The following is a 21,290-nucleotide window of genomic DNA, read 5'->3' as shown; positions in this document are numbered from 1 at the left end:
AGGAAGCTTATGAAACAGGGATTTGTCAAGGTAGCATCCGCCACACCCAGGATCCGGGTGGCGGATCCGGTCTATAATGCGCAGGTAATCTGTGAACAGGCAAAAGAAGCGGCGGAGCATGGAGCAAAGATCGTAGTGTTTCCGGAATTATGTATTACCGGATACACCTGTAACGATCTTTTTTTGCAAGAACTTTTGTTGGAAAAAGCAAAAGAAGCATTGCTTACGATTGCAGAAGAGACCGGACAGTTGGAAACGTTATTTCTGGTGGGACTTCCCGTGGACAAGGACGGCCGTCTGTACAATGTGGCTGCGGTATTGTACCGGGGTAGGATACTGGGAATGATTCCTAAGAAAAATATCCCTATGTATGCGGAGTTCTATGAAGGCAGGCATTTCACACCGGGAGAGGAAACGGTGACGGAATATCGTCTGGGAAAACAGGTGATTCCTTTCGGATCCAACCTGTTGTTCCGGTGTGAGGAACTTCCGGAGCTGATATTGGGATGTGAGCTCTGCGAAGATCTGTGGGTGGCAGAGCCGCCTTCTACCTCGCATGCACTGATGGGAGCTACAGTCATTGCGAATCTGTCGGCCTCAAATGAGACGGTTTCCAAGGATGATTATCGTACCCTTCTGATAAAAGCTTCCAGTGCAAGACTTCTGTGCGGTTATATCTATACCTCTGCCGGAGAAGGGGAATCCACGCAGGATCTGGTATTCGGAGGACATGATCTGATCGCAGAGAACGGAACACTGTTGGTACAGTCCGCTCGTTTTACTACGGGAATTCTTTACACAGATCTGGATGTATTAAAAATAAGCAGTGAGCGCAGGCGAATGGGTACCTTCGGAAAGAGACCGATGAAGCCCTATCTTACAGTTCCTTTTTCCATGCAGCTGACTGGGACAAAACTGGACCGGAAGTTCGCTGCACACCCGTTTGTACCGGAGGACATGGTAGAACGCAACCGCAGATGTGAAGATATTTTATCCATTCAGGCTTTCGGCCTGAAAAAGAGATATGAGCATATCGGATGTAAGACAGCGGTCCTGGGTATTTCAGGAGGACTGGATTCCACACTGGCACTTTTAGTGACAGTGCGCACTTTTGATCTGTTGGGACTTCCGAGGTCGGGGATCATTGCAGTGACCATGCCCTGTTTCGGAACAACAGACCGGACTTATGAGAATGCCTGTCTGCTGGCGAAGACGCTGGGAACTACATTGCGGGAGGTGGATATCCGGGAATCGGTCACCAGACATTTTACGGATATCGGTCAGGATATGGAGTGCCATGATGTCACCTATGAGAACGGACAGGCCAGAGAGCGTACCCAGGTGCTCATGGATATTGCCAACAAGGAAAATGCTCTGGTCATCGGCACGGGAGATATGTCGGAACTGGCCTTAGGGTGGGCTACCTATAACGGAGATCATATGTCCATGTATGGCGTCAATGCCGGAGTGCCCAAAACACTGGTGAGACATCTGGTGGCCTATTATGCCGATACCTGTAATAATGCAGAGCTTACCGCAGTCCTAAAGGACGTGCTGGATACGCCGGTGAGCCCGGAACTGCTTCCACCGGTGGAGGGGAACATTGCACAGAAGACGGAAGATCTGGTAGGTCCTTACGAACTGCATGACTTTTTCCTGTATTATATGCTGCGGTGTGGTTATGCACCGGACAAGGTCTACCGGATCGCGAGAGAGACCTTTGAAGGAAAATATGACGATCCGACGATCCGCAAGTGGCTGAAGAATTTTTACCGGAGATTTTTCACACAGCAGTTTAAGCGTTCCTGCCTGCCGGACGGACCGAAAGTGGGAAGTGTGGCATTGTCACCCAGAGGTGATCTGCGGATGCCGTCCGATGCCTGTGCCAGGATCTGGCTGGATCAATTGGAAGAAATATAAAAATATTGTTAAAAATTCGTCGAAATTCTTAATTTTCTGTTTTTTACTTGAAATGGAAAACGGGAAATCGTATATTATAGCTGTACCAATTTTGGAGGACACGTGGAGGAATAAATATGACTAAGGCGGAGATTTTAAAGAAAGAAATTTTGAGACAGTATCGTAGTGTCAGACAGTTTGCCATGGAGATGAACATTCCCTACAGCACACTGGTGACTGCATTGGAGCGCGGGATTGAAGGGATGGCGTACGGAACAGTGATCAAGATGTGTGACAAGCTGAGCCTGAACCCGGTGGATTTCTCTTCTCTGGAGAGAGATGCTTCTCTGGGAGCACAGCTTCTGGAAAACCGTGTTATGCAGAACTACGTGAAGCTGAACCAGACAGGTAGAGACAAGATTCTGGAGCTGATGGATGATTTTGTACAGATTGATAAGTACAAGGCCAAATCCAAAAAGGCAAAATAAGAAAACAGAAGCAGAAAATGAAATAACAGCTACTGTTAATTCCCCGGAAGGGAATCAACAGTAGCTGTTAAACATCATACCGCTGTAAGCGCTGGTAATGTAAGGACTGGCAAAATTGTGACCGGGATTTTTGTAGGCCACAATTTTTTTGTCTACATAATCCATAGGATTCAGAGCAACCTGATCACTCTTGTGTAAAAGCGAACTGCTGAATTCTTTCAGTACATTGAAGCCGGACAGGTCATTCCCGGATTCCGCGGCGGTCTGCCGCAGCTTTTCATCATTGACAGATAGAATACCATCCTCCTGCAGGTGCATTCCCATGTTTTCCAGAGAAGTACCGTAGTGGGAAGCTATGGAGGAGAATTCGTGAATCAGCTGTTTGCTTCTGGACTGTGTCTCCAGGTAGGAGGAAGCTGTTTTAATAAATTCATTATAACTGCCTACCAGCTGGATGATATTGTCTGTGATGGATTCGGTATCTGTTTTCAGACCGACACGTGTGGGCTGATCCTCCGGACTGACGGTTTTTAACTGTACATCGAACAGTTTTCCTATTGTCAAGTGGTTGGAAGAAGCGGTTCGTTCTTCACCATTGAGAAAAAATCTTGCGTTGCCGGCAGGACGACTGACATAATTCAGTCCGAGGTAATCCACAACACCGGAGGTCTTGCTGGTATGATCATCGCTGACCTGAAAATGATAGGCCTTGCCGTTCGGTACACCGGTAGCATCCGAGGTCAGACGAAGTGCGTAACGGGAATCGGATTCCGTCACATCTGCTGTGATACCGATATCCGCGTTGTTGATCAGACGGGACAGACGTTCCATGATCTGCCGGTTCGTATCACCCTCGCCAATATTGAACTGGAATTCATAGTTCATATCGTTGATCGCAATATCAAAAGAATAGGTGGCAGGAGCAAGCGTGGTTGCCAGATCCGGAAGAAAATAACCCAGATTCTCCTGCGGCGTGGCCAGCTGTTTTACTTCGATATCAAATTCCGGAGAAGCTCCTGTGGTGGTATCGGAGCCTATGTAGGAAGCCTCCACGATATCATCGTCTGTGGAGTAGGCACTCTTTTTCCGGAACAGTCCATCCGTCTCCAGTCCGCCGATCTGTGCGATGGTGTTGTGCAGTTCGCGGGCGTTTTCCTTCAGATCCACGGCATAATGCTGTGTGTCTTTATTGGTGGTGGGAAGATACCAGGGAGTGTCCTTGTTCAGCTTTACGATAGAGTTGTATACACTGCGAAGCTCACTCTTTTTATGGGTGTCATATTTTGTAATCTGTCTTGATGCATAGGTGGTCAGGTAGTTATTATAGACAGTGTTCATGATAGCACTCATAGGCATCTCCTTTCTTCCCTGCGGATGAATTGGGACGGGGAAATCCAATACCCCACTTTTATGCGATCATTATAGCATAATAAATAAGAAGAAACAAGAAAAATAGTGGGATTTTTGGGAAAACAGTTGACGAAGACCGCAGATTATGTTATAGTATCCAAGCGAGATGAGATTTAGGTCTTTTTTTTATGCTTAAATTTAGAGATCAGAAAACACGTGGAGGTAGAAAAATGCGTACAAAAATTACTTTAGCATGTACCGAGTGCAAGCAGCGTAACTACAATACTACCAAGGATAAGAAGACTCATCCTGATAGAATGGAAACCAAGAAGTATTGTAGATTCTGTAAGACACATACATTGCACAAAGAAACCAAATAATCAGCCGTTCTAGTATGGGAGGTCGAAATGGGAGATTCCGCAGAAAAACAGAAGCGCCCCAGTTTCTTTAAAGGCGCAAAAGCTGAATTTAAGAAAATTTCATGGCCGGACAGACAATCAACATTGAAGCAATCCGTAGCGGTTGTTGCAATATCAGTTGTAGTGGGTGTGATTATTGCGGTTCTGGATTATTTTATCCAGTACGGCGTAAACTTCTTAACATCATTATAGAGCGAGGGTGATTGTATGGCAGAGGCAAAATGGTATGTAGTCCATACCTATTCAGGATATGAGAACAAGGTCAAAGCCAATATTGAGAAGACCATAGAGAACAACAAGAGTCTGGCAGAACAGATCCTTGAAGTAAGAGTTCCCATGCAGGATGTCGTAGAACTGAAAGACGGCGCCCGCAAGACGGTCTCCAAGAAAATGTTCCCCGGTTATGTGCTTCTCAACATGGAGATGAACGATGATACCTGGTATGTCGTTCGTAATACCCGTGGTGTGACCGGTTTCGTAGGTCCCGGAAGTAAACCTGTACCTCTTACAGAAGCTGAGATGAAGCCTTTGGGCATTAAGACCGAGAATGTATCCATCGACTTTGGTGAAGGCGACAGCATTGCTGTTGTGGCCGGAGTATGGAAGGATACCGTCGGCGTGGTGCAGAAACTGGACTATGGCAAACAGACAGCTACGATCAATGTAGAAATGTTTGGAAGAGAGACCCCTGTGGAAATCAGCTTTGCAGAGGTCAGAAAGCTTTAATAAGCTTACAAGGATATTTTTTCTCACGGGCAATTCCGGAGATAAAATATAAAACTCTCAGAAACCGCAAGGTGAAGAGAGTGGCAGCATGAAAGGAACGAGAAGTCGTTCCAGTGGGAGCAGGAGGCAAGCAACAAGGCAGCCTGCGCCGAATTACCACATTATAGGAGGTGCCACAATGGCAAAGAAAGTAGAAGGATATATCAAGTTACAGATCCCTGCCGGCAAAGCAACACCGGCTCCCCCTGTTGGTCCTGCACTTGGACAGCACGGGGTTAACATCGTTGAATTTACCAAGCAGTTCAACGCAAGAACAGCAGACAAGGGAGATCTTATCATCCCCGTAGTTATTACTGTATATGCAGACAGAAGCTTTAGTTTCGTTACAAAGACTCCCCCTGCAGCAGTACTGTTAAAGAAAGCCTGCAACATTAAGTCCGGTTCCGGCGTTCCTAACAAGACCAAGGTAGCTACCATTTCCAAGGCTAAGGTTCAGGAAATCGCTGAGATGAAGATGCCGGATCTGAATGCAGCAAGCCTGGAAGCAGCTATGAGCATGATCGCTGGTACTGCACGCAGCATGGGTATTGTTGTTGAGGAGTAACTTATAAATATTTGGGAGGCAATGAATAAAATATTGCCGCTGGAACCTAGGAGGTAAAATAATGAAACATGGTAAGAAATATACCGAAGCTGCCAAGCTGGTAGATCGTGCTACATTCTATGAGCCCAACGATGCTATCGCTCTGGTTAAGAAAACTGCAACTGCTAAATTCGATGAGACCATCGAAGTTCACATCAGAACCGGTTGTGACGGACGTCACGCTGAGCAGCAGATCCGTGGCGCAGTTGTACTGCCTAACGGAACTGGTAAGACTGTAAAAGTTCTGGTATTCGCAAAGGGCGATAAGATCAATGAGGCTGAGGCTGCAGGCGCTGACTATGTTGGTGGCGAGGAGCTGATCCCGAAGATCCAGAACGAAGGATGGCTGGACTTCGACGTTGTAGTAGCAACCCCTGATATGATGGGTGTTGTAGGTCGTCTGGGTAAGGTTCTCGGACCTAAGGGCTTAATGCCTAACCCTAAGGCTGGTACCGTAACCATGGATGTAACCAAGGCAGTTAACGATATCAAAGCCGGTAAGATTGAATACAGACTTGATAAGACCAACATCGTGCATGTTCCCGTTGGTAAGGCTTCTTTCTCTGAGGAAGCTCTGCAGGAGAACTTCAATGCACTTATGGACGCAATCGTAAAGGCTAAGCCCAGCGCATTAAAGGGTCAGTATCTGAGAAGCATCACTCTGACCAGCACTATGGGACCTGGCGTTAAGGTTAGCGTAGCAAAGTTCTAATCTGATCTCTAATCTAATTAGATAACGAATGCAAAAGAGCCGCTTCACTGTTTACAGTGAGGCGGTTTTTGTGATAGAATACATTTATCCTTAGGAAACAATAACTGGCTGCCTGCAGGTATGCTGGTTACGAATTCGAACGTTCGAAGAACGGAGAAACCGTATGTTTTAGAATAAAGGTTACCTCCAAAAGGTATAGTAGATGAAAAGAGAAGGAGAAAACACCATGAACAAATATCAGGGAACCCAGACAGAGAAAAATCTCCAGGCGGCATTTGCCGGAGAGTCCCAGGCACGTAACAAATATACTTATTTTTCATCTGTAGCAAAGAAGGAAGGGTATGAGCAGATCGCAGCTATTTTCTTAAAGACTGCAGATAATGAGAAAGAACATGCAAAAATGTGGTTCAAGGAACTGAACGGCATCGGTGATACCAAAGAAAATCTTGCTGCAGCATCCGAAGGTGAGAATTTCGAGTGGACTGATATGTATGAAGATTTTGCGGCAACTGCAGAGAATGAGGGATTCCCTGAACTGGCGCAGAAATTCCGTATGGTTGGAGAGATCGAAAAGCATCATGAGGAAAGATACCGCGAACTGTTAAAGAACGTGGAGACAGCAAAAGTGTTCGAGAAGAGTGAAGTGAAGGTATGGGAGTGCCGCAACTGCGGGCACATCGTGGTAGGCACCAAGGCACCGGAGGTTTGCCCCGTATGTAATCATCCCCAGAGCTATTTTGAAATTCATGCAGAAAATTATTAAATAATCCTTGACAAACACGGTCTCCCATGCTATTCTATCTGAGGTTGTAAAACCATGCCGAAGACAGCAGGTGCAAGGGAGACCGAGCGTAAGTCCTGCCGAGGAGATAAGTATGATGATATCATCTCTCTGTGTCTTCACAGAGAGTTTTTTTTACTTTATAGGATTTTATCCTATAAAGCAAAACGCTCCGCGAGGATCGCACTGCGGCGAAGTGGAATATATCGCTAAAGCGATTCGCCGCAGGCGTAGAATCCTGCGAGCAGGATTCTATTTATATTCTTCTTATCGGCACAAAATCTATAAGGAGGTAAAGAAATGGCAAAAGTTGAATTAAAACAGCCTGTAGTAGAAGAGATTTCTGCTGGTATCAAAGATGCCCAGTCTGTAGTTCTGGTAGACTACCGTGGACTTACCGTTGAGCAGGATACCCAGTTACGTAAGAGCTTACGTGAGGCAGGAGTTAGCTACAAGGTTTACAAGAACACCATGATGAACTTTGCGTTCAAGGGTACACAGTTCGAAGGTCTGTCCGAGTATCTGGAAGGACCCAGCGCAATGGCTTACTCTACCGAGGATGCAACCGCTCCTGCAAGAGTACTGGCTCAGTTCGCTAAGACTGCTGATAAGCTTGAGATCAAGGCCGGTGTGGTAGAAGGTACTGTTTATGATGCTAAGGGTATGGCTGCAATCGCTAACATCCCTTCCAGAGACGTACTCATTTCCAAACTGCTTGGCAGCTTACAGAGTCCTATCACCAATTTTGCACGTGTTATGAATCAGCTGGCTGAAAAAGGCGGCGCAGCAGCTTGCGAAGCAGCACCCACAGCTGAATAATAATTGCAGCTAATTGACAATCAATCAAAATATTTCAAATGGAGGAAATTAAAATGGCTAAATTAACAGCACAGGAATTAATCGATGCTATCAAAGAGTTATCTGTATTAGAGTTAAATGATCTCGTAAAGGCTTGCGAGGAGGAGTTCGGCGTATCTGCAGCAGCTGGCGTTGTTGTAGCAGCAGCTGGCCCTGCTGAAGCAGCAGAAGAGAAGACTGAGTTCGACGTAGAGCTGACCGAGGTTGGCGCTGAGAAGGTTAAGGTTATCAAGGTTGTTCGTGAAGTAACCGGTCTGGGCCTGAAGGAAGCTAAGGATGTAGTTGACGGAGCTCCTAAGGTTGTTAAGGAAGGCGCTTCTAAGGAAGAGGCTGAGGACATCAAGAAGAAGCTTGAGGAAGTTGGCGCAAAGGTTACTCTGAAGTAATTTTTAACCAGTATATGACGGACCATGTGCCGGCACCTGCCGGTGCATGGTTTTTCTTATTCGCATCTGTCAGTTATTAATTTTTAAAAATATCTATTCTTTTTAAATAATTCAAAATATTTCCTTGACGTATTTCTAACATTGTGCTATTATGGATAGTGCACTATTGTGCGGTACCATGCTTATTTGTCATGCCAAAAAACTGGCGTTTATATATACTGCATTGTTGCCGACGCAAAATAGGCTTTAAATCTGAAAGAACGGGGTGAAATGTCAATGGAAAAGAACAGAATACGTCCGATTGCCGGTACCAAGGTTATGCGTATGAGTTATTCAAGACAAGAAGAGGTTTTAGAGATGCCCAATCTGATCGAGGTCCAGAAGGACTCCTATCAGTGGTTTTTAGACGAAGGCTTGAAGGAAGTCTTTGACGACATCTCTCCGATCGCTGACTACAGCGGTTCCTTGAGTCTGGAATTTGTGGATTTTGAACTCTGCAGGGACGACGTGAAGTATTCTATCGAAGAGTGTAAAGAGAGAGATGCTACCTTTGCAGCACCTCTTAAGGTTAAGGTTCGCCTTTATAACAAGGAGAAGGAAGAAATCAGTGAGCATGAGATCTTCATGGGTGATCTTCCGCTGATGACTGAGACCGGTACTTTCGTAATCAATGGCGCAGAACGTGTTATCGTCAGCCAGTTGGTTCGTTCTCCCGGTATCTACTACGGAATCGGACATGATAAGATCGGTAAGAAGCTCTTCTCCTGTACCGTGATCCCGAACCGTGGTGCATGGCTGGAGTATGAGACCGACTCTAACGATGTCTTCTATGTACGTGTGGACAGAACCCGTAAGGTTCCCATTACCGTACTGATCAGAGCCCTGGGTATCGGTACCAATGATGAGATCCGTGAACTCTTCGGTGACGAGCCCAAGATCGAGGCAAGCTTTACCAAGGACACTGCTGAGAATTATCAGGAGGGTCTGTTAGAGTTATACAAAAAGATCCGTCCCGGTGAGCCTTTAAGCGTTGAGAGTGCTGAGAGCCTGATCAATGCTATGTTCTTCGACCCCAGAAGATATGATTTAGCCAAAGTCGGCAGATATAAATTCAATAAGAAGTTAGCTCTGAAGAATCGTATCCGTCATCAGATCCTGGCTGCAGATGTAGTGGATCCTTCCACCGGTGAAGTGATCGCATCCGCAGGAGACAAGGTGACCGCAGAACTTGCAGATACCATCCAGAACAGCGCAGTTCCCTTCGTATATATCCAGACCGAAGAGAGAACTGTAAAAGTACTGTCTAATCTGATGGTAGATCTTACCCACTATGTAGATTGCGATCCCAAGGATTTCGGTATCCATGAACTGGTATACTATCCGGTTCTGGCACAGATCCTGGAAGAGTTCGGCGATGATCCCGAGAAGCTGGCAGAAGCAATCAAGAAGAACGTACATGAACTGGTACCCAAGCATATTACCAAGGAAGATATCCTGGCTTCCATCAACTATAATATGCATCTGGAGTATGGCCTGGGCAACGATGATGATATCGACCATCTGGGCAACAGACGTATCCGCGCAGTAGGTGAGCTGCTGCAGAACCAGTATCGTATCGGTCTGTCCAGAATGGAGAGAGTGGTACGTGAGCGTATGACAACACATGATGCTGAGGATATTTCTCCCCAGTCTCTGATCAATATCAAGCCTGTAACCGCTGCAGTGAAGGAGTTCTTCGGATCTTCCCAGCTGTCTCAGTTCATGGATCAGAATAACCCTCTGGGTGAGCTGACCCACAAGAGACGTCTGTCTGCACTGGGCCCCGGCGGTCTGTCCAGAGACCGTGCCGGATTCGAGGTTCGAGATGTACATTACTCCCATTATGGAAGAATGTGCCCTATCGAGACACCCGAAGGTCCTAACATCGGTCTGATCAACTCTCTTGCAAGCTATGCAAGAATTAATGAATATGGTTTCGTAGAGGCTCCTTATCGCAAGATCGACAAGTCCGATCCTAAGAACCCCCGCGTTACCGATGAAGTAGTTTACATGACTGCGGACGAAGAGGATAATTACCATGTGGCACAGGCAAACGAAGCACTGGATGCAGAGGGACATTTCGTGAGAAAATCTGTTTCCGGACGTTATCTGGATGAGACACAGGAATATCCTAAGGAAATGTTTGATTACATGGATGTATCCCCGAGAATGGTATTCTCTGTGGCTACTGCACTGATTCCTTTCCTGCAGAACGATGATGCGAACCGTGCGCTGATGGGATCCAACATGCAGCGTCAGGCTGTGCCGCTGTTAAGCACTGAGGCTCCTGTGGTTGGTACCGGTATGGAAGTAAAGACAGCGGTTGACTCCGGTGTCTGCGTAGTGGCCAAGAAGCCCGGAACCATTACCTATGTATCTTCCAAGATCATTCGCATTGCTTATGATGACGGAGAAAAGGCAGAGATCCATCTGACCAAGTTCTCCCGCAGTAACCAGTCCAACTGCTACAACCAGAAGCCTATCGTATTCAAGGGTGACCATGTAGCGGCAGGTCAGGTCATTGCAGACGGTCCTTCCACCTCTCAGGGTGAGCTGGCACTGGGTAAGAACCCTCTGATCGGTTTCATGACCTGGGAAGGTTACAACTACGAGGATGCGGTTCTGTTAAGTGAGAGACTGGTACGTGACGATGTTTATACTTCCGTTCATATCGAGGAGTATGAGGCAGAAGCCCGTGACACCAAGCTGGGACCGGAAGAGATCACCCGTGATGTTCCCGGTGTCGGTGACGATGCACTGAAGGATCTGGATGACAGAGGTATCATTCGTATCGGCGCAGAGGTTCGTGCCGGTGATATTCTGGTAGGTAAGGTTACTCCTAAGGGAGAGACTGAACTGACCGCAGAAGAGAGACTGCTGCGTGCCATCTTCGGTGAGAAGGCAAGAGAAGTAAGAGATACCTCCTTAAAGGTACCTCATGGCGAATATGGTATTGTAGTGGATGCCAAGGTATTTACCCGTGAGAACAGCGATGAGCTGGCACCCGGAGTAAATCAGGCAGTCCGCATTTATATCGCACAGAAGAGAAAAATCTCCGTAGGCGATAAGATGGCAGGTCGTCATGGTAACAAGGGTGTCGTTTCCCGCGTGCTTCCTGTAGAAGATATGCCTTATCTGCCCAACGGACGTCCTTTGGACATCGTGCTGAACCCCCTGGGCGTGCCTTCCCGTATGAATATCGGACAGGTCCTGGAGATCCACCTTTCCCTGGCTGCCAAGGCTCTGGGATTCAATGTGGCAACACCTGTCTTCGATGGTGCGAACGAGAAAGATATTATGGATACGTTGGATCTTGCCAACGATTATGTAAACCTTCCTTTCGACGATGCAGAAAGTGCAGAGTGGAAAGAAAAGGGACAGGAAACTACCGCAGACGGTAAGCCCTGGGCAGGAGAGACCTTTACCAGCAAACATGGTGAAGAGCTTCTTCCTGAGGTTATGCAGTATCTGTCTGAGAACAGAGATCACAGAGGAGTATGGAAGGGTGTTCCCATTTCCAGAGACGGTAAGGTACGTCTTCGTGACGGTAGAACCGGTGAATACTTTGATGGCCCTGTAACGATCGGACACATGCATTACCTGAAACTGCATCATCTGGTAGATGATAAGATCCATGCGCGTTCTACCGGACCGTACTCCCTGGTAACACAGCAGCCTCTGGGTGGTAAAGCCCAGTTCGGCGGCCAGCGTTTCGGAGAGATGGAAGTATGGGCTCTGGAGGCGTATGGCGCATCCTACACCCTGCAGGAGATTCTGACTGTGAAGTCCGATGATGTGATCGGACGTGTGAAGACTTACGAAGCAATCATCAAGGGAGACAATATCCCTGAGCCCGGTATCCCCGAGTCCTTCAAGGTTCTGTTAAAGGAACTGCAGGCACTGGGGCTGGATGTCAGAGTGCTGCGTGAGGATCAGACCGAGGTTGAGATCATGGAGACTGTCGATTACGGTGATACCGATTACCGTTATGAGATGGAAGGTGATCGTAAGTACGATGACGATTACGATAAGAGCTCCCTTGGCGAGATGGGCTATCAGTCACAGGAATTTGATGACAATGGTGAGCTGGTGAACTCTGAGGACGACGATTACGTTGACGATGATTACACCGATGATAGCTTTGACGGCAGTGATGATGAATTTTAATGCTTTGTATAGAAGGGAGTGCCATTAATGTCAGAAACAAAAAATGAAACAACCTATCAGCCTATGACATTTGATGCCATCAAGATTGGATTAGCTTCCCCGGAGAAAATCCGGGAGTGGTCCCATGGCGAGGTATTAAAGCCCGAGACGATCAACTATAGAACACTGAAGCCCGAAAGAGACGGTCTGTTCTGTGAGAGAATCTTCGGACCCAGCAAAGACTGGGAATGTCATTGCGGTAAATATAAAAAGATCAGATATAAGGGCGTAGTCTGCGATCGTTGTGGCGTAGAAGTTACCAAAGCCAGCGTACGTAGAGAGCGAATGGGACATATAGAGCTTGCAGCTCCCGTATCCCATATCTGGTATTTCAAAGGTATCCCCAGCCGTATGGGCCTGATCCTGGATCTGTCTCCCAGAATCCTGGAGAAGGTTCTGTACTTCGCTTCCTATATCGTTCTGGATCCGGGAACCACGAACCTTGAATACAAGGCAGTGCTGTCCGAGAAGGAATATCAGGATGCAAGAGAGACCTGGGGCAACAAGTTCCGTGTAGGCATGGGGGCAGAGGCTATCAAAGAGCTGCTGCAGGCCATTGACCTGGAAAAAGAGGCAGTAGAGCTGAAGACCGGTCTGAAGGAGTCCTCCGGTCAGAAGCGTGCACGTATCATTAAGAGACTGGAAGTTGTAGAAGCTTTCCGTGAGTCCGGTAATAAGCCGGAGTGGATGATCATGGATGTGGTTCCTGTCATTCCTCCCGATCTGCGTCCTATGGTACAGCTGGATGGCGGACGTTTTGCTACCTCCGATCTGAATGATCTGTACAGAAGGATCATCAACCGTAATAACCGTCTGAAGAGACTGTTAGAGCTTGGTGCTCCTGATATCATTGTTCGTAACGAGAAGAGAATGTTGCAGGAAGCGGTAGATGCTCTGATCGATAACGGCAGACGCGGACGTCCTGTTACCGGCCCCGGTAACAGAGCACTGAAGTCTCTGTCCGATATGTTAAAGGGTAAGACCGGTCGTTTCCGTCAGAACCTGTTAGGTAAGCGTGTAGATTACTCCGGACGTTCCGTTATCGTCGTTGGACCGGAACTGAAGATCTATCAGTGTGGTCTGCCGAAGGAAATGGCAATCGAACTGTTCAAGCCTTTCGTAATGAAAGAACTGGTAGCCAAGGGAATCAGCCAGAACATCAAGAATGCGAAGAAGCTGGTAGAAAAGCTGGATACACAGGTATGGGATGTGCTGGAAGAGGTTATCAAGGAACATCCTGTTATGCTGAACCGTGCGCCGACACTGCACAGACTGGGCATTCAGGCATTTGAGCCGATCCTGGTAGAAGGTAAGGCAATCAAGCTGCATCCCCTGGTATGTACCGCATTCAACGCGGACTTCGATGGAGACCAGATGGCTGTACATCTTCCTTTGTCCCAGGAGGCACAGGCAGAGTGTCGTTTCCTGCTGCTGTCTCCCAACAACTTACTGAAGCCTTCCGATGGTGGACCCGTAGCCGTTCCTTCCCAGGATATGGTACTTGGTATCTACTATCTGACCCAGGAGAGACCCGGTGCGATCGGCGAAGGTAAGTATTTCAAGAGCGTAAACGAAGCAATCCTGGCATATGAGAACCAGGCGCTGACCTTACATTCCCGCATCCATGTGCGTATGCACAAGGTAAATGCAGAGGGCGAGACCATTACCGGTACGGTAGAGTCCACTCTGGGACGTTTCATCTTCAATGAGATCCTGCCTCAGGATCTGGGATTCGTAGACAGAAGCGATCCCGAGAACTTCCTGAAGCTGGAAGTAGACTTCCACGTAGGCAAGAAGCAGTTGAAGCAGATCCTGGAGAAGGTCATCAATACCCACGGAGCATCCAAGACCGCAGAGGTACTGGATGATGTTAAGGCTATCGGTTACAAGTACTCTACCAGAGCTGCTATGACCGTATCCATTTCCGATATGACCGTCCCTGAGAAGAAGGGTGAAATGCTGGCAGCTGCACAGGCTACCGTAGACAAGATCGCAAGCAACTTCAGACGTGGTCTGATCACCGAGGAAGAGCGTTATCGTGCCGTTGTAGAGACCTGGAACGAGACCGATAAAGAACTGACCGACGTACTGCTGTCCGGTCTGGATAAATACAACAACATTTTCATGATGGCAGACTCTGGTGCGCGTGGTTCCAGTCAGCAGATCAAACAGCTGGCAGGTATGCGTGGACTGATGGCTGATACTACAGGTAGAACCATCGAGCTGCCCATTAAGTCAAACTTCCGTGAAGGTCTGGACGTACTGGAATACTTCATGTCCGCACATGGTGCACGAAAAGGTATGTCCGATACCGCTCTGCGTACCGCAGACTCCGGTTATCTGACCAGACGAATGGTTGACGTATCTCAGGAACTTTCTATCCGTGAAGTAGACTGCTGTGAGGGTCAGGCTGAGATCCCTGGTATGGTAGTCAAGGCATTCATGGATGGCAAAGAGACCATTGAAGGCCTGAAAGACAGAATCACAGGAAGATATTCCTGCGAGGATATTTATGATAAAGACGGCAATATGATCGTTAAGCACAACCACATGATCACCCCCAGCCGTGCTGCCAAGATCTTAAGTGTTGGTGTCAATGCACAGGGTGAGCCCATTGAGGAAGTGAAGATCCGTACGATCCTGACCTGCCGTTCACACGTTGGTATCTGTGCAAAATGTTACGGTGCCAACATGGCAACCGGTGAAGCCGTACAGGTAGGTGAAGCAGTTGGTATCATCGCTGCACAGTCTATCGGTGAGCCCGGTACCCAGCTGACCATGAGAACCTTCCACAGTGGTGGTGTCGCAGGTGACGATATCACTCAGGGTCTTCCCCGTGTCGAGGAGTTGTTCGAGGCCAGAAAGCCTAAGGGACTTGCAATCATTGCTGAATTTGGCGGCAAGGCTGAGATCCGTGATACCAAGAAGAAGCGTGAAGTGGTAATTACCAACGAAGAGACCGGTGAATCCAAGGCATATCTGATTCCTTACGGTTCCCGTATCAAGGTTATCGACGGCCAGGTACTGGAGGCCGGTGATGAACTGACCGAAGGTAGTGTAAACCCTCACGATCTGTTGAAGATCAAGGGTATTCGTGCCGTACAGGATTACATGCTTCGTGAAGTACAGCGTGTATATCGTCTGCAGGGTGTAGATATCGCAGATAAGCATATCGAAGTCCTGGTACGTCAGATGCTGAAGAAGGTTCGTATCGAGAATAACGGCGATACTGAGTTCCTGCCCGGAACTCTGGTAGATGTTCTGGATTTCGAAGAAATGAACGAGAAGCTGACCGCTGAAGGCAAGGAGCCTGCAGAAGGTAAGCGTATTATCCTGGGTATTACCAAGGCAGCACTGGCAACCGAGTCCTTCCTGTCTGCAGCATCCTTCCAGGAGACCACCAAGGTTCTGACAGAAGCTGCCATCAAGGGTAAGGTAGATAATCTGATCGGTCTGAAGGAGAACGTTATCATCGGTAAGCTGATTCCTGTAGGAACCGGTATGAAGAGATATCGCAATACCAGACTGAGCACCGATGCCGTAGAGACCATTGACTTCGGTGGTGATATGTATGGTGACGATGCAGAACTGAACCTGAGCGACGGAAGCGAACTGGATGCAGAAGGTGCAGAACGGAATGAAGATGTGAACACAGAAGCAGAAACTGTGGAAGTGGGAACAGACGCTGATAATCAGTAAAATAAAAAGACTTTATTAAGAAAGGCTCTCCGGGATTTTCCCGGGGAGCCTTTTAGAATCGGAACAATTATTGCAATTCTTCTGTATTCAGAACCTGCCAGGCAGTAATCCGGTAAAAGGTATCTTCATCAGATTCCGGATAGAGGATCTCAATGGTCACCTGCAGGGTCTGTAAGTCGGAGATTGGAATCACGTAAGATTTTCCGTGACCTACCGCCACAAAATAGGCTTCTTCGCTGTCACTGGATGCATACATGCGTTGCAACGTCTTATCCATACCTGCCAGGGATTGTTCTGCCTGATTGCAGGCGGCATAATAAGCGGTGGTACGTTCCAGCACACGGGCGCTGAGTTTGCTATCAGCGTTGGCACTGACGATGGACAGTACGGCAAAAGACACCAGGCAGAGGATCACGAATACCAGAAGGATCGAGGCGGATCCGATATTCATGCCGAATTGTTTTTTTCTGGAGGAATTATTCATGGGATCCCCTCCTTTCTGCGGTGTGATGCATGACAGAGAGTGTGTAAATGGGAGATTCCGGTGTAGATACATCATAGACGGTGATCTCGCCTTTCATGATTCCGGTCTCTTCTGCCGGAGTGCTTTTTAGTTCTGCATAAAAGCCGGCGTTATCTTCGGCAGTGCACAGATTCCAGCTGCTGTCAAAGGCAAGGCGGAGAGTGTTTTCATCGGTCAGCTCCGATGGGGAGAACAAATCCTGCATGGCAGCCACATTGCCCTCCAGAGAGAGATAGGACTCTGCCAGATTCTGTGCCTGAACGACAGCATGATTCTGGTTTACCGTCTGTGTGCTCAAAAGATGTGAGCGGGCAAACAACTGGATACAGACGGCACTGGCCAGTGAAAAAAACAGGATCGCTATGATCATTTCCATTAAAAATAAACTGGATCTGGAATGTTTCATAATAAGTTCGGAATCCTTTCTGTTCGGTTTCTATTCTGTGGTAGTATTACAGTGCACGTGGATATAAAAAGTATGGTCCTCTCCGGAGGCGGTTCTCAGGGATATCCGGATCAGATCGTCCGACGCATAGGATAAGGAGAACTCCTGCAAGTCCATAATATCCGTACCGGCAGGCAATACCTGTCCGCCGAGGGAAGCTCCTTCCCGCATAAAAAGTTCTTTTAAATGTCCGTCATACAGATAGAGGTAAGTACAGTAGGTTTCTTCGTCAATTTCGGAAAGCATGCAGAGCGCCGGAACATTTTCCAGATCGGTCAGGAAAATACTGTCAGCGGTATCGTTCTGCCGCACCTTTTCCATGATATAAGACACCGCCGTCCGGCTTTCGTAATTGACGCCCATATCTTCTACAGTGTGCTGGTATACATCTGCTCCGATGGTAACAAGGGCCAGTGCGGAGACAGCGAATACACCGAACAACGCCAGAACGAACAAGATATCCACAATAAAATGTTTTTCCTGCTTCTGATGATTTCTATTGTTCATATGTCAGAAACTCCTTTAGTGAGCACCGGTCCGGCGAAGTACAGTGACTTCCGGAAGAAGGTTGCTGCCATAATATTCATAGTCAATGAAGAAGCTGTCCTCGTCATACAACAGTCCGTAATGCTGCTCCAGATATTCCAGAGAAGGAGGATAACAGCCTTCTACGGCATAGCACTGGGAAATGCTGCGTTCCAATGCGGTTTCCAGACTTTCCTGCTGCTTGCTCAGAGTAGATTCACCGACGGAGCCGATGCCCCGCAGAAAAAGAACAAACAATATCACAAAGGCCAGAATGGGAAGTAAATAGATCAGCTTACGCCCGAGGGACATACTTTTTTGCTCAAAACGGTTCATAGTATCGTACTCCTATCCGATGCTGGTCATAATACCCATAAGAGGCAGGATGACCGATAACAGGATCAAGCCCACGATCACCGACAGAATAATGACAAGGGTCGGCTCCAGAATGGCAATGATGGATTGTAGTCTGCGGTTGGTATTTTCCTCATAACGATCCGCTATTTTTTTGAGAACCACATCTACGTTACCGCTGCGGAAACCGACAGATACCATCTGGGAATACAGGTGGTTGAAAATGCCAGCACCGGTCAGAGCCTCGGCAAAATTGGCACCGGCATTAATGGCTTCCTTACAGCTCAGGATCTTCTGTTTCATTTTCTCGTTGCCTACCAGAGCGGCCACCATATCCAGGCTGGAATAGGTATCCATACCGCTGCTTAAGGTCAGTGCCATACCGCTGGCAAAACGTTCGCAGGCCACACTTTCATAAAAACGTCTGGTGAGGGGGAACCAGTTCAGGAACCGGGCGGTGACACGTTTGCCGGTCTGGGTTCTGGTAGAAAAAAGGTACAGTAACAACAATATGCACAGAATACTTACGAAAATAAAGGAATACCGGTTCAGATGGTTGCCGAGACGCAAAAGTGATGCAGCAAACCCGGTCATCTCACTGCCCAGCTCTATATAGACCTGCTCGAAGATCGGCATGACGCGGCTGACCAGTACCACGATGACAGCGGCCATCATGGCGATCATGATAAAGGGATATGTTACAGCATCCCGGATACTGCCTGCGATGGCATCCTCTTTTTCATAATAATCCGCCAGAGAGCTCATACACACATCGAGATTACCGGATTCTTCACCCAGAGCGATCATATGCAGGCAGTAATCGGGGAAGACCTTGGTGGCTTCCAGTGCTTTGTGAAAGCTTTCTCCCTGTCGGCATACGGTAAGGATCTCCTCGAAGATCGCCTTGCCTTCGGGAGACTGGGCATCACTTTGCAGGATGGCCATGCCCTCCACGGGCGGAATGCCTGCCTGAAACAGCATGGCAGCCTGACTGCAAAAAGAAGCGATCTCTTCATTAGAAAGTAGTTTTTTCTCTGTGGTCTTCATGGCGTTTTGTTCCCTTTCACTAATACATTTTCTGCAGGATATAATTACTGCCGTCACCGATGAACTTTTTCAGAGTCTTGTCATCCGTGTTGGCACCGAACGTAGGATCCACCAGGGTCCAGACATTGCCGTCAAATTCTATGATGCCGTTCAGCCATCCGGTATCAGCGGTGTAGACACTGATCCAGGCATGGTAGGCATCCTGGGCATAGCCGACCTCCAGCCGGGTCGGGATCCGCTGGCTTCGCAGCATGCTTGCCATTACCGCGGCATAATCCAGACAGATACCGGTGCCGGAAGCAAGAATGGCATCCACATCGGAGGTATAGCCCGTAGGAGGATCGGAGGCTTTGTCGTAGTCGTAAGTAATATTCTGGGTAATATAATCATAGATCCGGGTGATCACTTCCAGATCCGAGGAAGCACCCTCGGCAAGTTCCTGTCCCTTGGCCACCACTTTGCTGTCCGCAGTAAAATTCACGTACTGGTTGGGGTAGAGAAAAGGGCTGAATGCATCCGCAATCTGTACATCCAGGTCTGCATACAGGCAGGTGGCATAATTGGTACCGGAGATATTTTCATAGATCGTCACGTCATAATATCCGTCTCCGGAAGACAAGGGGAAAGTCTCATAGCCGCCACCGTGCAGATCGTAAGTATAGACAACGGTATCCGGTCCGGTAATGCGCAGTTTGACCTTGGGACAGGTGCCAGTGTAATTGGCACAGACATAGCCGTCAGACATATGAGAATAGTCGATGACAGCCACATCATTGGAAGCTGTTGCTGTTCCGTCGGCCCGGGGCACAAGACAGACAGGCGTGGCATCCCGGAGAGGCTCTGCGTCAGCTACGGCTTCCGTTTCAGGAGAAGAGGCATCCGCAGAGCTGATATTCGTATCCGCAGAAGAAGGAACTGCGGAGGATTGTGATGGTTCGCCGTAAGTGTCTGCGACGGGGGCATCCACAGGCAGATTGTCAGAGCCGGATCCGCAGGCACATAAGCCGATTGTCATGGAATATGTAATTAGCAAAATGCGCAGTCGCGCAGATAATTTTGGCATCCGCATAAAAATCGTTACATCCTGTTGTTATTGTTCCAGGCCCGTTACATTATCGGGAGTAAAAAGCAGGTGGAGAGTCTCACCGTTTTTGACGGGGACATAAATATTGGCTTCCTCGGACAAAAAAGGAAAATTGATCACACCCTTGGAGGAATCCACAGAGAGCGGTTCGATGATCTCCCCGGACACAGTCTCCATAAAAGCCTCCTCGTAAAGAATGTTGTCACCGGTGAACTTCAGACTTAAAATATTATTTTCCACATAATCCAGTGTAAGCACCGCAGGTGTGGGGGCCAACAGTTTTTCAGTCATCTCAGAGAGAGGAACGATGGCGAGCGGCGACAAAAAGGTCAGCACGAAGATCAGTGTCGTGGCAACGATCAGCCGGTTGTAGGAGGCGGCATTCACTTTTTTGCGAAGCACCAGCTTGTCAAAAGGGATCGTATTGACCGGCTGGTTGCAACTGGACAGGATATTCTGCAAAGCATTGTTGGCAGTTGTCATGTCCAGTTCATATCTGTTTTTTTTATGAAAAAACATCATTCTGTTATCCTTTCATACTTTCTTTCAAATGTTCCTGTCCGGAGGCAATGTAGCGTTTGACGCTGCTGCGGCTGATCTCCATGGCGGCAGCAATCTCTTCCAGCTTCATGTCGTTATAATAACGCATGATCAGCACCTGTTTTTCATTAAAGGGTAACTGCTCTAAAGCTTCCGTCAGGCGGGAATACTCATCCTTCTGCTGGTAGTGCAGTTCCGGATTGGCATCCAGATGAGGGTCCTGAAGAATATCCAGAATTTCCTGACTTAAGACCTGACAGTCATTCTGCGGACGATTCTTCTGGGTCATGTCATAACAGACATGGAAACAGATGCGGTTCAGCCAGGCGATAAAAACGGTGGGATCATTCAGTTTTCCGATGTTTTTCAAAGCCAGTATGTAAACCTCCTGCATGGCATCCTGAGCGAGAAAGTCATCTCTCAGATAATGCCTGGTGTAGTTGTATACTTTATTATAGGTAAGAGCATACAATTCTGCGAAGGCATCCGAGTCGCTATGCTGGGCACGGATCACAAGACCGGCAATGTAAGGAATGTTCAAGTCTTTCATGCGTTCGTCTCACTGT

At 47.9% G+C, this 21,290-nt stretch carries 21 protein-coding genes and 1 other annotated feature; of the genes, 12 read left to right on the top strand and 9 right to left on the bottom strand.

Going from position 1 to position 21,290, the window contains the following annotated elements; all coding sequences use genetic code 11:
- The first annotated feature begins 9 nt into the window (after nt 1-9).
- Complete coding sequence (locus tag ACLTOH_RS06875) at nt 10-1,920, top strand: NAD(+) synthase (protein WP_022312171.1); 1,911 nt, start codon at nt 10-12, stop codon at nt 1,918-1,920.
- Nucleotides 1,921-2,036: 116 nt separating this feature from the next.
- The gene (locus ACLTOH_RS06870) at nt 2,037-2,387 is read left to right on the top strand and encodes a transcriptional regulator (RefSeq protein WP_022312172.1); all 351 of its coding nucleotides are present in this window, start codon (nt 2,037-2,039) and stop codon (nt 2,385-2,387) included.
- Nucleotides 2,388-2,441: 54 nt separating this feature from the next.
- On the opposite strand, the gene fliD is transcribed toward ACLTOH_RS06870, so the two are convergent.
- Entirely contained in the window at nt 2,442-3,737 is a 1,296-nt protein-coding gene (gene fliD / locus ACLTOH_RS06865; protein ID WP_412223719.1) for a flagellar filament capping protein FliD, read from the bottom strand.
- Between the two features lie 230 nt (nt 3,738-3,967).
- Here fliD and rpmG point away from each other — a divergent pair, with 230 nt between their 5' ends.
- From rpmG to rpoC, 10 genes are all read left to right on the top strand, one after another.
- Nucleotides 3,968-4,117, top strand: coding sequence for a 50S ribosomal protein L33 (gene rpmG, locus ACLTOH_RS06860; RefSeq protein WP_022153716.1), 150 nt, complete (start codon nt 3,968-3,970; stop codon nt 4,115-4,117).
- Nucleotides 4,118-4,144: 27 nt separating this feature from the next.
- On the top strand, nt 4,145-4,348 hold the full coding sequence (secE, locus tag ACLTOH_RS06855) for a preprotein translocase subunit SecE (protein WP_022153715.1): 204 nt from the start codon (nt 4,145-4,147) through the stop codon (nt 4,346-4,348).
- A gap of 15 nt (nt 4,349-4,363) precedes the next feature.
- A complete protein-coding gene (gene nusG, locus ACLTOH_RS06850) occupies nt 4,364-4,882 on the top strand; it encodes a transcription termination/antitermination protein NusG (protein ID WP_117465605.1) in 519 nt (172 codons plus the stop codon).
- 178 nt (nt 4,883-5,060) lie between these two features.
- Nucleotides 5,061-5,486, top strand: coding sequence for a 50S ribosomal protein L11 (gene rplK / locus ACLTOH_RS06845; protein WP_117465604.1), 426 nt, complete (start codon nt 5,061-5,063; stop codon nt 5,484-5,486).
- 61 nt (nt 5,487-5,547) lie between these two features.
- A complete protein-coding gene (rplA, locus tag ACLTOH_RS06840) occupies nt 5,548-6,237 on the top strand; it encodes a 50S ribosomal protein L1 (RefSeq protein WP_118503843.1) in 690 nt (229 codons plus the stop codon).
- A gap of 226 nt (nt 6,238-6,463) precedes the next feature.
- Entirely contained in the window at nt 6,464-7,000 is a 537-nt protein-coding gene (rbr, locus tag ACLTOH_RS06835; RefSeq protein ID WP_412223737.1) for a rubrerythrin, read from the top strand.
- A 39-nt stretch (nt 7,001-7,039) separates the two neighbouring features.
- Nucleotides 7,040-7,163, top strand: a sequence feature (ribosomal protein L10 leader region).
- A 155-nt stretch (nt 7,164-7,318) separates the two neighbouring features.
- Complete coding sequence (rplJ, locus tag ACLTOH_RS06830; protein ID WP_117465603.1) at nt 7,319-7,837, top strand: 50S ribosomal protein L10; 519 nt, start codon at nt 7,319-7,321, stop codon at nt 7,835-7,837.
- Nucleotides 7,838-7,890: 53 nt separating this feature from the next.
- On the top strand, nt 7,891-8,262 hold the full coding sequence (gene rplL, locus ACLTOH_RS06825) for a 50S ribosomal protein L7/L12 (protein ID WP_022153710.1): 372 nt from the start codon (nt 7,891-7,893) through the stop codon (nt 8,260-8,262).
- A 276-nt stretch (nt 8,263-8,538) separates the two neighbouring features.
- On the top strand, nt 8,539-12,468 hold the full coding sequence (locus tag ACLTOH_RS06820) for a DNA-directed RNA polymerase subunit beta (protein WP_118669226.1): 3,930 nt from the start codon (nt 8,539-8,541) through the stop codon (nt 12,466-12,468).
- A 27-nt stretch (nt 12,469-12,495) separates the two neighbouring features.
- Complete coding sequence (rpoC, locus tag ACLTOH_RS06815; RefSeq protein ID WP_337416958.1) at nt 12,496-16,206, top strand: DNA-directed RNA polymerase subunit beta'; 3,711 nt, start codon at nt 12,496-12,498, stop codon at nt 16,204-16,206.
- Between the two features lie 67 nt (nt 16,207-16,273).
- Here the strand turns inward: rpoC and ACLTOH_RS06810 are convergent, their stop codons facing one another.
- The 8 genes from ACLTOH_RS06810 to ACLTOH_RS06775 all read right to left on the bottom strand — a co-directional run bounded on the left by ACLTOH_RS06810 (nt 16,274) and on the right by ACLTOH_RS06775 (nt 21,274).
- Nucleotides 16,274-16,690, bottom strand: a complete 417-nt coding sequence (locus ACLTOH_RS06810; protein ID WP_022312354.1) for a hypothetical protein — start codon at nt 16,688-16,690, stop codon at nt 16,274-16,276.
- Nucleotides 16,683-17,135, bottom strand: a complete 453-nt coding sequence (locus tag ACLTOH_RS06805) for a hypothetical protein (protein ID WP_337416959.1) — start codon at nt 17,133-17,135, stop codon at nt 16,683-16,685. Before ACLTOH_RS06805 ends, ACLTOH_RS06810 begins: the two co-directional genes overlap by 8 nt.
- A gap of 30 nt (nt 17,136-17,165) precedes the next feature.
- Entirely contained in the window at nt 17,166-17,681 is a 516-nt protein-coding gene (locus ACLTOH_RS06800; RefSeq protein WP_022312356.1) for a DUF4860 domain-containing protein, read from the bottom strand.
- Between the two features lie 15 nt (nt 17,682-17,696).
- A complete protein-coding gene (locus ACLTOH_RS06795) occupies nt 17,697-18,035 on the bottom strand; it encodes a hypothetical protein (protein ID WP_022312357.1) in 339 nt (112 codons plus the stop codon).
- Between the two features lie 12 nt (nt 18,036-18,047).
- Nucleotides 18,048-19,100, bottom strand: coding sequence for a type II secretion system F family protein (locus ACLTOH_RS06790; RefSeq protein ID WP_022312358.1), 1,053 nt, complete (start codon nt 19,098-19,100; stop codon nt 18,048-18,050).
- 19 nt (nt 19,101-19,119) lie between these two features.
- Entirely contained in the window at nt 19,120-20,115 is a 996-nt protein-coding gene (locus ACLTOH_RS06785) for a transglutaminase-like domain-containing protein (RefSeq protein WP_337413090.1), read from the bottom strand.
- 75 nt (nt 20,116-20,190) lie between these two features.
- A complete protein-coding gene (locus tag ACLTOH_RS06780; protein WP_118503859.1) occupies nt 20,191-20,706 on the bottom strand; it encodes a hypothetical protein in 516 nt (171 codons plus the stop codon).
- 4 nt (nt 20,707-20,710) lie between these two features.
- Nucleotides 20,711-21,274 carry an RNA polymerase sigma factor gene (locus ACLTOH_RS06775; protein WP_022312361.1) on the bottom strand — a complete coding sequence of 188 codons (564 nt, stop codon included), beginning with the start codon at nt 21,272-21,274 and terminating at the stop codon, nt 20,711-20,713.
- Between the last annotated feature and the right edge of the window lie 16 nt (nt 21,275-21,290).

Origin of the sequence: Waltera sp. (assembly GCF_046969025.1) — a bacterium.
Taxonomy (GTDB): Bacteria; Bacillota; Clostridia; order Lachnospirales; family Lachnospiraceae; genus Acetatifactor; species Acetatifactor acetigignens.
This window is presented reverse-complemented; position numbering and strand designations above follow the sequence as displayed.